Raw genomic sequence first — 9,885 nt, 5'->3', positions numbered from 1 at the left:
GCCTGGTTGCATTGGCCCGGGCCGGACGCCGCCCGGTTGCTGCGGGGCAGGGGTTGGCATTGGCTGCGATGGTGATGGTGCTGCCGGCGCCGATGTCGGTCCTGTCGGCAGGGTTCTGGTTGAGCTTTGGCGGCGTGCTTTGGCTGTTGTGGTGCCTGCCGCGCACCGGGGCGGAAGGCTTCGGCGGTGGCGTGCGCGGCTTCCTGGCGGCGCAGGGGGTGGCGAGCCTGGGCCTGCTGCCCCTGTGCGTGGCCTTGTTCGGCGGTACCGCGCGGCTGGGGCCGCTGGTCAATCTGCCGATCATCCCGTGGTGGACGCTGCTGGTGGTGCCGCTGTCGCTGCTGGGGACCGCTCTTCACGCCCTGCACGACGACGCGGGCGGATGGGCGTGGCGTGCCGCCGCCGGGTTGTTCGAGCTCAGCTGGCAGGCCCTGCAGCCGCTGGCGCTGCACCCGCGGGCGATGTGGTGGCTGGCCGAGGCGTCCACCTGGGCGGTGCCGGCGGCGTTGCTGGGGGTGTTCTGGTGGATGCTGCCGCGCGGGGCAGGCGGTGCACTCAGCGGTCTGTTGCTGTGCCTGCCATTGCTGTGGCCGGCGCGCGAGGTACCCGCAGAGGGCGAGCTGGAACTGCTGGTGCACGATGTCGGCCAGGGCACGGCGGTGCTGGTGCGCACGGCGCAGCACGCGCTCTGGTATGACGTCGGGCCGCCGAGCGGTGGCGACGGCAATGAACGGATCCTGGTCCCGGCCCTGCGCGCGTTGGGCCAAGGGCCTCCCCAGCAGTGATGCTCAGCCATGACCATCTGGATCACATCGGCAGCCTGCCCAGCCTGCGGCGGCAACTACCCGGGCTGCAGGTGCTGGCCCCGCCCGGCAGCGCGCTTGCCGGGGCCCTGCCGTGCCAGCAGGGAACGCGCTGGCAGTGGGACGGTGTTGATTTCCAGGTATTGCACCCGGCGCCCGGCAGCCGGCAGGCCGGCAATGAAGACAGCTGCGTGCTGCGCATCGCCAGCCGTCATGGCGTTGTCCTGCTGCCCGGTGACATCGGCCGGTCGACGGAACAGCGACTGCTGCAGGCGACGCCAGCGGCGCTGAAGGCCGACGTGGTGCTGGTGCCGCATCATGGCAGTGGCGGCAGCTCCAGCGCGGCGTGGGTGGCGGCGGTGGCACCGCGGCTGGCGCTGGTTTCGGCCGGGCACCAGAACCGCTTCGGCCACCCGCGCCGGGAGGTTGTCCAGCGCTGGCAGGCGCAGGGAGCCGAGGTGCTGGCGACCGCCGACGCCGGGGCGATCCGCGTATGGCTTGGCGCGCAAGGGCTGCAGCTGCGTGAACAGCGTGTCCACGCCTCCCGTTGGTGGGATGCCGCTGGGCGGGCGCGGTCGGCTGCTATCCTATCGTCGATCGAACAAGCGGCCGTTGGGCCGGAGGGTTGAAACGTGTGGGAACTGGTCAAGGCCGGTGGCTGGCCGATGGTGCCGCTGCTGCTGTTGGGCGTACTGGCTTTGGCGATCATCCTGGAGCGTTTCTGGTCCCTGCGGCGGACGGAAGTGCTGCCGCCCGGCCTCGGCCAGGAAGTGCGCAACTGGGCCGCACGCGGCAAGCTCGATCCGGCCCATCTGCAGACCCTGCGTGCCAATTCGCCGCTGGGCGCGCTGCTGGCCGCCGCGCTGGAAGCGCGCAATCGCCCGCGTGACCAGATCCGCGAGCGCATCGAGGACACCGGCCGCCACCTGGTGCACCGCATGGAGCGCTTCCTCAATGCACTGGGCACCATCGCCTCGGCGGGCCCGTTGCTGGGCCTGCTCGGCACGGTGATCGGCATGATCCAGATGTTCCTGGGCATCCTCGACCACGGCGTGGGTGACGTGAACCAGCTGGCCGGCGGCATCGGCAAGGCCCTGGTCTGCACCGCCACCGGCATGATCGTGGCGATTCCGGCGTTGATGTTCCATCGCTACTTCAAGGGCCGCATCCACGGTTACGTGGTGGAGATGGAGCAGGAAGCAAGCGCATTGCTGGATACGCTCGACGGCCGCCCCGGGGTGATGAACCCGGCCGCAGCGGTGCGTTCGTCCAACGCTGCCACGGCGAAGGCCTGATCGATGCGTATCGGCAACGACCGGTCACAGGATGAGCCGCATATCGACCTGGTGCCGCTGATCGACGTCATCCTGGTGCTGATCATCTTCTTCGTGGTCACCACCACGTTCGACGCGCGTTCGACGCTGCAGGTGCAGCTGCCGACCGCCAGCCAGCAGCAGACCAACGAGCCGCCACGCTCGCTCAGCGTGCTGATCAACGCCGAAGGCCGCTATTTCATCAATGACCAGGAAGTGCTGCGCAGCGACGTCGAGTCGGTCAAGCAGACCATTGCCGCCGTGGCGGGCAGCGATCGCGAGCAGACCGTGCTGTTGCGCGCCGACGCACGCACTCCGTACCAGGCCGTGGTGACCGCGCAGGACGCGCTGGGCCAGCTCGGCTTCCGCCGTATTGCCATTGCAACAGCACCCGAGGTGCGTCCATGAGTTCCAAACACGCGCCGGTGTGGCCGATCTACAAACGTCTGCTGGGATATACCCGTGCCTACTGGGTCCTGATGGTCGCCGCTGTCATCGCGATGGCGGTGGAGTCGGTGGCCGGCTACTTCTTCACCAAGCTGATGGAGCCGCTGGTCAACCGCGGCTTCGTCAATCCCGAGCCAAAGATGGCGGTGATCCTGCCGTTGACCATCCTCGGCCTGTTCCTGATGCGCAGTGCCGCCACCTGGGTCAGCGACTACGCACTGGCCAAGACCGGCCGCAGCGTGGTGCGCGACCTGCGTGAGCAGGTACTGGCCAAGTACCTGCACCTGCCGTCCTCGCACTTCGATACCGAATCGACCCCGGTGATGGTCAGCCGCCTGAATTTCGATACCGAGCAGGTCACCCAGGCCAGCGCCGATGCACTCAAGACCGTGGTCGCCGATACCCTGACCATCATCGCGATGCTGGCGGTGATGCTGCAGATGAGCGTCAAGGTCACCGTGGCGATGCTGGTGGTGGTGCCGATGATCGGTGTGATCGTGTCCTACGTGGGCAAGCGCTACCGGCGCATCAGCCGTGGCATCCAGGACGGCATGGGCACGATGGCGCAGACCGCCGAGCAGTCGCTGGCCGCGCAGCAGGAAGTAAAGGTGCACGGCACCCAGCAGCATGAGATGTCGCGTTACTCGCGCCTGGCCAACCGCATGCTGGCGCTGAACATGAAGGTGGAAATCACCCGTGCCGGTGCGTCCAGCGTGGTCCAGTTCCTGGCCGCGCTGGCGCTGGCGGTGATCGTCTGGGTGTCGACCCGCGAAGCGCTTGCTGGCCGTCTGAATGCCGGCCAGTTCATGGGGCTGATGATCTCGATGACCGCGATCATTCCCTCGCTGCGCCGCCTGACCAGCGTGCAGTCCTCGATCTCGCGTGGCGTGTCCGCTGCCGAGCGCCTGTTCGGCATCCTCGACATGCCGGTCGAGCGCGACGAAGGCCGCAACACGGTGCAGCGCGTGCAGGGCGAACTGGCGTTCGAGCATGTCATGCTGCGCTACCGCGCCGACAGTGGCATCGCGCTGGATGACATCAGCTTCGTTGCCAAGCCGGGCACGGTGACCGCCATCGTTGGCCGATCCGGCAGCGGCAAGACCAGCCTGATCCGGCTGGTGCCGCGCTTCTACGAACCCAGTGGCGGGCGCATCACCCTCGACGGCGTGGCGCTGGACGACTATCCGCTGGCCGATCTTCGCCGCCAGGTGGCGATGGTCGGGCAGAAGGTCATGCTGTTCGACGACACCATCGGCGCCAACATCGCCTATGGCATGGAGGCAACCGATGATCAGATCCGTGCGGCCGCCGAAGCGGCCAATGCGTGGGAATTCATCGCGCGCATGCCGCAACAGCTGCAGACACCGGTCGGCGAGAACGGAGCGCTGCTGTCCGGCGGCCAGCGCCAGCGCCTGGCGATCGCGCGCGCGATCCTGCGCGATGCTCCGATCCTGATCCTCGATGAAGCCACTGCTGCGCTCGACAACGAATCCGAGCGGCTGGTGCAGGACGCATTGCAGCGCCTGATGCCCGAGCGCACCACGCTGGTCATCGCGCACCGCCTGTCGACCATCGAGCATGCCGACCAGGTGCTGGTGATGGACCACGGTCGCATCGTTGAACGTGGCACCCACAAGGAGCTGCTGAGCATGGGTGGCCTGTACCAGCATCTGCACAGCATGCAGTTCCGCGAAAGGCAGGACTGATGGCTGGCAAGGGTACCCAGACCCCGCCGTACTGGTATGACGGCAGCCCGGTTCCCTGGGCGATGCGCCTGCTGGCGCCGCTGTACGCCGGTGTCACCGCGCTGCGCCGGCGTGCCTATCGGCGCGGCTGGCGCAAGCACTACACGCTGCCGGTGCCGGTCATCGTGGTCGGCAACATCACCGCGGGTGGGACCGGCAAGACGCCGTTGACCATCGCCCTGGTCGAGCGCCTGCGCGCCGCCGGCTGGAAGCCGGGCGTGGCCAGCCGTGGCTATGGCCGCGAGGATACCGACAAGCCGCTGTGGGTGCAGGCCGACACGCCGACCGCCAAGGGCGGTGACGAACCGGTGCTGATCGCGTGGAAGACCGGCGTGCCGGTGCGCGTGGACCGTGACCGCGTTGCCGCTGGCAAGGCGCTGATCGAGGCCGGCTGCGATGTGATCGTCTGCGACGATGGCCTGCAGCACTACCGGTTGGCACGCGACATCGAAATTGAAGTGGTCGATGCCCAGCGCCGCTACGGCAATGGCCGGATGATTCCGGCCGGGCCGCTGCGTGAGCCGGTCAGCCGCGCTACCGAGTGCGACTTCCGTGTGGTCAACCTCGGCCAGGCTGATGAGGACGCAGCAGCCCAGGCCTGTGGATTCGGCCAGTGGCCGATGGCCCTGCACATCGACAGTGCGCAGCCGCTGGCCGGTGGCCGTGCGCGCCCGCTGTCGTATTTCAAGGGCCAGCGTGTGCACGCGGTGGCCGGCATCGCCCATCCGCAGCGCTTCTTCGACATGTTGCGCGCGCGTGGCATCGGCGTGGTGCCGCATGCCTTCGCCGACCATCAGGCGTATCAGCCGCAGGACCTGTCCTTCGGCAGCCAGCTGCCGGTGCTGATGACCGAGAAGGACGCGGTGAAGTGCCGTCAGTTCGGCAACGACTGGCATTACGCCGTCCCGCTGCGCGCCGAGCTGCCTGCTGCGTTCTGGGTGGCGCTGACCGATCGCCTGGACAAGCTGAGACCGAACTGAGTGGCGCGGCGGCGCTTGCATTCACCTGCCGCCGGCCGCATTCCTGTTGCAACGAGCCTGCCGAGTACCGCCCGCATGACCGAATTCGTCGTCGCCATCCCGGCCCGCTACGCCGCCTCGCGGCTGCCAGGCAAGCCGCTGCGCCTGCTGGGCGGTGAGCCGCTGGTCCTGCACGTGGCGCGCCGCGCGCTGCAGGCGGGCGCTGGTGAGGTCTGGGTCGCCACCGACGACCAGCGCATCGCCGACACGCTGTCCGGGCTGGCCGAAGTGAAGGTGGCGATGACCGCAACGTCGCACGCGTCCGGCACCGACCGCCTGGCCGAGTGCGCGCGCATTGCCGGCTGGGCCGATGACACCGTGGTGGTGAACCTGCAGGGCGATGAACCCTTCGCGCCGGCGGCCGGCATCCGCGCAGTGGCCGACGCGCTGGTCGGCGGCAATGCGCCGATGTCGACCCTGGCCACCACCGTCGAGGACGCGCATACCCTGTTCGACCCGAACGTGGTCAAGCTGGTGCGCAACGTGCGCAACGAGGCGATGTACTTCAGCCGTGCGCCGATCGCCTGGCACCGCGATGGCTTCGCCCGCAGCCGCGACACCCTGCCGGACGGCCATGCCTGGCTGCGCCATATCGGCATCTATGGCTATCGCGCCGGCTTCCTGCAGCAGTTCGCGGCGATGCCGCCGGGCCAGCTGGAGCAGGTCGAATCGCTGGAACAGCTGCGGGTGCTGGAGGCGGGTTATCCAATCAGCGTGGCGATCTCGCCGGAACCGTTCCCGCCGGGCATCGATACCCCCGAGGACCTCGAGCGCGCCGAAGTGCTGCTGCAGGCGATGGCCGCGCGATGAAACTGCTGGTCGTCTGCCTCGGCAACATCTGCCGTTCGCCGATGGCCGAAGGTGCGCTGCGCGCACGCCTGGAGGCCTCGCCGCTGGCCGGGCGGGTGCAGGTCGATTCGGCCGGTACCGGTGACTGGCACGTCGGTGAGCCACCGGACCGGCGCGCGATCGCCTGCGCGGCCAGGCACGGCGTGGACATTGGTGGCCTGCGCGCGCGTCAGCTGCAGGCTGCGGATTTCGACCGCTTCGACTGGATCCTGTGCGCCGACGAAGCCAATCTGCGTGATGCCGGTCGCCTGGCTGCACCCGCCCAGCGCGAGCAGCTGGCGCTGTACCTGCCGTGGTCGGGCGGAGAGGGTCGGGCGGCGATCCCGGATCCCTACACCGGCGGCAACGATCACTTCGAACAGGTCTGGACGCTGGTCGACACTGCTGCAGAACGTGCCGTGGCACGACTGTTGCATGACGCCGACTCCGGCATAATCGGACCATGAACGTCCAGCCCGTCCCGGACCTGCCCGAGTTCGCCACCTGGCTCAACGCCACCCCCTGCACCCTGACCGAACTGCGCGGTCGGCCGGTGGCGCTGTTGTTCGTCAACGCCGCCTCCGCCTGGAGCGCCCAGCGCCTGGCCGAATTCGGCCAGTGGCTGTCACGCCACCCGGGCAAGTTGCAGCCGCTGGTACTGCAGGTGCCGCGCTTTGATTTCGAGCGCGACCCGGGTGCCGCATTGAAGCTGCTGCGCCGACAGGGCCTGACGATGCCGGTGCTGCTGGACGCCGACTGGGATGGCTGGCGTCGCTTCGGCATCAACGCCTGGCCAACGATGGTGCTGCTGGACGCGCAGGGCCGCGAGCAGCAACGGCTGGTCGGGCAGGGCGCGCCCGGTGAGCTTGAGCGTGCCTTGAACGCGCTGTGCCAGGGCGCTCCTTCGGCGCCGCCGCGGGGAGGCAGCGAGCTGCATCCGGAGCCGCGCCAGGCCCTGCGTTTTCCGTTGGGGCTGGCCGTCAGCACCGAGCGCCTGTACATCGCCGACAGCGGCCATCACCGCATCCTCGAATGCAGCCATGGCGGCCGCATCCTGCGCCAGTTCGGGCTGGGCACCGCCGATTTCATGGATGGCAACCTTGCCGAGGCGGCGTTCCATCGCCCGCAGGCGCTGGTCCTTGAACGCGACGCGCTGTACGTGGCCGACACCGGCAACCACGCGGTGCGACGCATCAACCTGCTCACCGGCATCGTCGACACGCTGTGCGGCAACGGCCGCCCCGGGGCGCCGGTGGAGGGGCCGGTTGCGCAGGCGCGGCAGGTATCGCTGGACCATCCGATCGGCCTGGCCATCGCCGACAACCAGCTGCATATCGCCATGGCCGGCGACAACCGCATCTGGAGCTATCACCTGGGCCAGCGCAGCCTGCAGTGGCGCGCCGGCAGCGGTGCCATCGACGAGCGCGACGGCAGTGGCCACCTGGCCGCCTTCGCCCAGCCCACCGCGTTGGCCGTAGTGCAGCAGGTGCTGTACGTGGCCGACGCGCTGGGTTCCTCGATCCGTGCGCTGCAGCTGCGCGGCGATCTGGTGCAGACGCTGGTCGGTCAGGGGCCCTGGCGCTTCGGCAATGAGGATGGCCCGCGCGCGCAGGCCCGCCTGCAGTTCCCGCAGGCGATCGCGCTGAGTCCGGACGCTCCGCTGCTGTGGATCGCCGATTCCGGCAACGGCCGCCTGCGCACGCTTCGCCTGGGCGGCGGCGAACTCACCACCCAGCCGCTGCCGCGTCGCCTGCAGGGCCCGGCCGGGCTGGCGGTAGGCGCCGGTGCGGTGTGGATCGCCGAGACCGACGCCCACGCCGTACTGCGCCTGGACCCTGAGAGTGGCGTGCTCAGCGAAGTGCCGATCAGCGAATGACCGACGTTCCCGCCCCGCCTTTGACGGCAAGCTTTGCGGCCCATCTCAGCACCGCGCCGGCGGGTACCGCATGTACGCGGCGACGACACGTTGCTGTACGTGGCAAGGCGCGTGCACTGCGCAACCGCGTCGGCAGCTATTTCAACGGCAGCCCGAAGAACGCGCGGATCATGTCGATGATCTCGCAGATCGCGCGCATGGACGTCACTGTCACGCGCTCGGAAGCCGAGGCGCTGCTGCTGGAAAACCAACTGATCAAGTCGTTGTCGCCGCGCTACAACGTCTCGCTGCGCGACGACAAGACCTATCCCCATGTGCTGCTGACCCGCGAGGACTGGCCGCGCATCGCGCTGCATCGCGGCCCACGTGCCATTCCCGGCCGCTATTTCGGGCCCTATCCGGGCGTCACCGCAGTGCGCGAGACGCTGAACCTGATGCACAAGCTGTTCAAGCTGCGCAGCTGCGAGGACAGCGTGTTCCGCAATCGTTCGCGGCCGTGCCTGCAGTACCAGATCGGCCGTTGCAGCGCGCCCTGCGTCGAACTGGTGGCGCCAGCCGAATATGCCGAGTCGGTGCGTCGTGCCGCGCTGTTCCTGGAAGGCAAGAGCGATGAGCTGACCCGCGAGCTGGGCGAGCAGATGCAGGCGGCCAGCGAGGCGTTGGAGTTCGAGCAGGCCGCGCGCCTGCGCGATCTGATTTCCTCGCTGCGCAGCATGCAGACCCGTCAGTACGTCGATGGCCGCGCCGCTGACCTGGACGTGCTGGCGGTGGCCATGCAGGGCTCGCAGGCCTGCGTGCTGCTGCTGGCATTCCGTGATGGCCGCAACCTGGGTACCCGCCCGTTCTTCCCGCGCACCAATGGCGAGGAAAGCCCGGAAGAAGTCCTCGCTGCGTTCGTCTCGCAGTACTACATCGAATTCGAGCCGCCGCGCGAGATCCTGCTGGACCGCGAGATTCCCGATGCCGACCTGCTTGTCGCCGCGCTGTCGGCCTCGGCCGAACGCAAGGTGCAGCTGAAGTGGAACGTGCGTGGCGAGCGTGCCGGTTATGTGGAACTGGCCAGCCGCAACGCGCAGCTGACCCTGGCCACCGAACTCAACAGCCGCAACGCGCAGCACGCACGCAGCGATGCGCTGCGCGACATGCTGGGCCTGGCCGAGCCGGTCAAGCGGGTGGAGTGCTTCGACATCAGCCATACCCTCGGCGAGGCCACCGTGGCCTCATGCGTGGTGTTCGACGCCGCCGGCCCGGTGCGCGCGCAGTATCGCCGCTTCAACATCAGCGGTATCGAGCCGGGCGATGACTATGCCGCCATGCGCCAGGCCATCGACCGCCGCTTCCGCCGTGCCGTGGAAGAGCAGGGCGTGCTACCGGACGTGCTGCTGATTGACGGTGGCGCCGGCCAGTTGGCACAGGCGCAGGCGGCGCTGGCCGACCTGGGCGTGGAAGGCGTGCTGCTGGTGGGTGTAGCCAAGGGCGTGGAGCGCCGCGCCGGCCATGAAGCGCTGGTGATGCCCGACGGCCGCGAACTGCGCCCGGGCGCGGCCAATCCTGCGCTGCAGTTCATCCAGCAGGTGCGCGACGAGGCGCACCGCTTCGCCATCACCGGCCACCGTGGCCGCCGGCAGAAAGCGCGGATGACCAGCAAGCTGGAGGACATCCCCGGTATCGGGCCGCGCCGCCGTGCCAGCCTGCTCAAGCATTTCGGTGGTCTTGTCGGCCTGAAAGCCGCTGGCGAAGCGGAAATCGCCAAGGTGGAAGGCATCAATGACGCCCTCGCGGCACGTATCTACGCTAACCTGCACGGGTTGGCCACGCCCGATGCGGCCGAGTAGAGAGAGAAGCACGCACGCC

8 protein-coding genes and 1 pseudogene are annotated in these 9,885 nt (G+C 68.7%); all 9 read left to right on the top strand.

What is annotated here, in order from left to right:
* Nucleotides 1-1,432: pseudogene (locus SSKA14_RS24200) on the top strand (DNA internalization-related competence protein ComEC/Rec2); the annotation flags it as partial.
* 3 nt (nucleotides 1,433-1,435) lie between these two features.
* A complete protein-coding gene (locus SSKA14_RS16655; RefSeq protein WP_006429918.1) occupies nucleotides 1,436-2,098 on the top strand; it encodes a MotA/TolQ/ExbB proton channel family protein in 663 nt (220 codons plus the stop codon).
* A gap of 3 nt (nucleotides 2,099-2,101) precedes the next feature.
* Nucleotides 2,102-2,524: a biopolymer transporter ExbD gene (locus tag SSKA14_RS16650; protein WP_004152323.1), complete on the top strand. Its 423-nt coding sequence runs from the start codon at nucleotides 2,102-2,104 to the stop codon at nucleotides 2,522-2,524.
* Complete coding sequence (gene msbA / locus SSKA14_RS16645; protein ID WP_008265862.1) at nucleotides 2,521-4,269, top strand: lipid A export permease/ATP-binding protein MsbA; 1,749 nt, start codon at nucleotides 2,521-2,523, stop codon at nucleotides 4,267-4,269. The genes SSKA14_RS16650 and msbA overlap by 4 nt, the downstream gene beginning before the upstream one ends.
* Nucleotides 4,269-5,288: a tetraacyldisaccharide 4'-kinase gene (lpxK, locus tag SSKA14_RS16640; protein WP_008266701.1), complete on the top strand. Its 1,020-nt coding sequence runs from the start codon at nucleotides 4,269-4,271 to the stop codon at nucleotides 5,286-5,288. The genes msbA and lpxK overlap by 1 nt, the downstream gene beginning before the upstream one ends.
* 75 nt (nucleotides 5,289-5,363) lie before the next feature.
* Nucleotides 5,364-6,137, top strand: a complete 774-nt coding sequence (gene kdsB, locus SSKA14_RS16635; protein WP_040008183.1) for a 3-deoxy-manno-octulosonate cytidylyltransferase — start codon at nucleotides 5,364-5,366, stop codon at nucleotides 6,135-6,137.
* On the top strand, nucleotides 6,134-6,622 hold the full coding sequence (locus SSKA14_RS16630; RefSeq protein WP_008265141.1) for a low molecular weight protein-tyrosine-phosphatase: 489 nt from the start codon (nucleotides 6,134-6,136) through the stop codon (nucleotides 6,620-6,622). The genes kdsB and SSKA14_RS16630 overlap by 4 nt, the downstream gene beginning before the upstream one ends.
* Nucleotides 6,619-8,031 carry a hypothetical protein gene (locus SSKA14_RS16625; RefSeq protein WP_008267876.1) on the top strand — a complete coding sequence of 471 codons (1,413 nt, stop codon included), beginning with the start codon at nucleotides 6,619-6,621 and terminating at the stop codon, nucleotides 8,029-8,031. Before SSKA14_RS16630 ends, SSKA14_RS16625 begins: the two co-directional genes overlap by 4 nt.
* Nucleotides 8,028-9,866 carry an excinuclease ABC subunit UvrC gene (gene uvrC, locus SSKA14_RS16620; RefSeq protein ID WP_008264486.1) on the top strand — a complete coding sequence of 613 codons (1,839 nt, stop codon included), beginning with the start codon at nucleotides 8,028-8,030 and terminating at the stop codon, nucleotides 9,864-9,866. The genes SSKA14_RS16625 and uvrC overlap by 4 nt, the downstream gene beginning before the upstream one ends.
* Nucleotides 9,867-9,885 lie beyond the last annotated feature (19 nt).

Source organism: Stenotrophomonas sp. SKA14, assembly GCF_000158575.1.
GTDB lineage: Bacteria > Pseudomonadota > Gammaproteobacteria > Xanthomonadales > Xanthomonadaceae > Stenotrophomonas > Stenotrophomonas forensis.
The sequence above is the reverse complement of the archived record's forward strand: the minus strand, read 5'-3'. Positions and strand labels throughout refer to the sequence as shown.

Coding starts and splice junctions, on each gene's coding strand:
- SSKA14_RS16650 (WP_004152323.1), top strand. CDS start 2,102: ATGCGTATCGGCAACGACCGGTCACAGGATGAGCCGCATATCGACCTG.
- msbA (WP_008265862.1), top strand. CDS start 2,521: ATGAGTTCCAAACACGCGCCGGTGTGGCCGATCTACAAACGTCTGCTG.
- lpxK (WP_008266701.1), top strand. CDS start 4,269: ATGGCTGGCAAGGGTACCCAGACCCCGCCGTACTGGTATGACGGCAGC.
- kdsB (WP_040008183.1), top strand. CDS start 5,364: ATGACCGAATTCGTCGTCGCCATCCCGGCCCGCTACGCCGCCTCGCGG.
- SSKA14_RS16630 (WP_008265141.1), top strand. CDS start 6,134: ATGAAACTGCTGGTCGTCTGCCTCGGCAACATCTGCCGTTCGCCGATG.
- SSKA14_RS16625 (WP_008267876.1), top strand. CDS start 6,619: ATGAACGTCCAGCCCGTCCCGGACCTGCCCGAGTTCGCCACCTGGCTC.
- uvrC (WP_008264486.1), top strand. CDS start 8,028: ATGACCGACGTTCCCGCCCCGCCTTTGACGGCAAGCTTTGCGGCCCAT.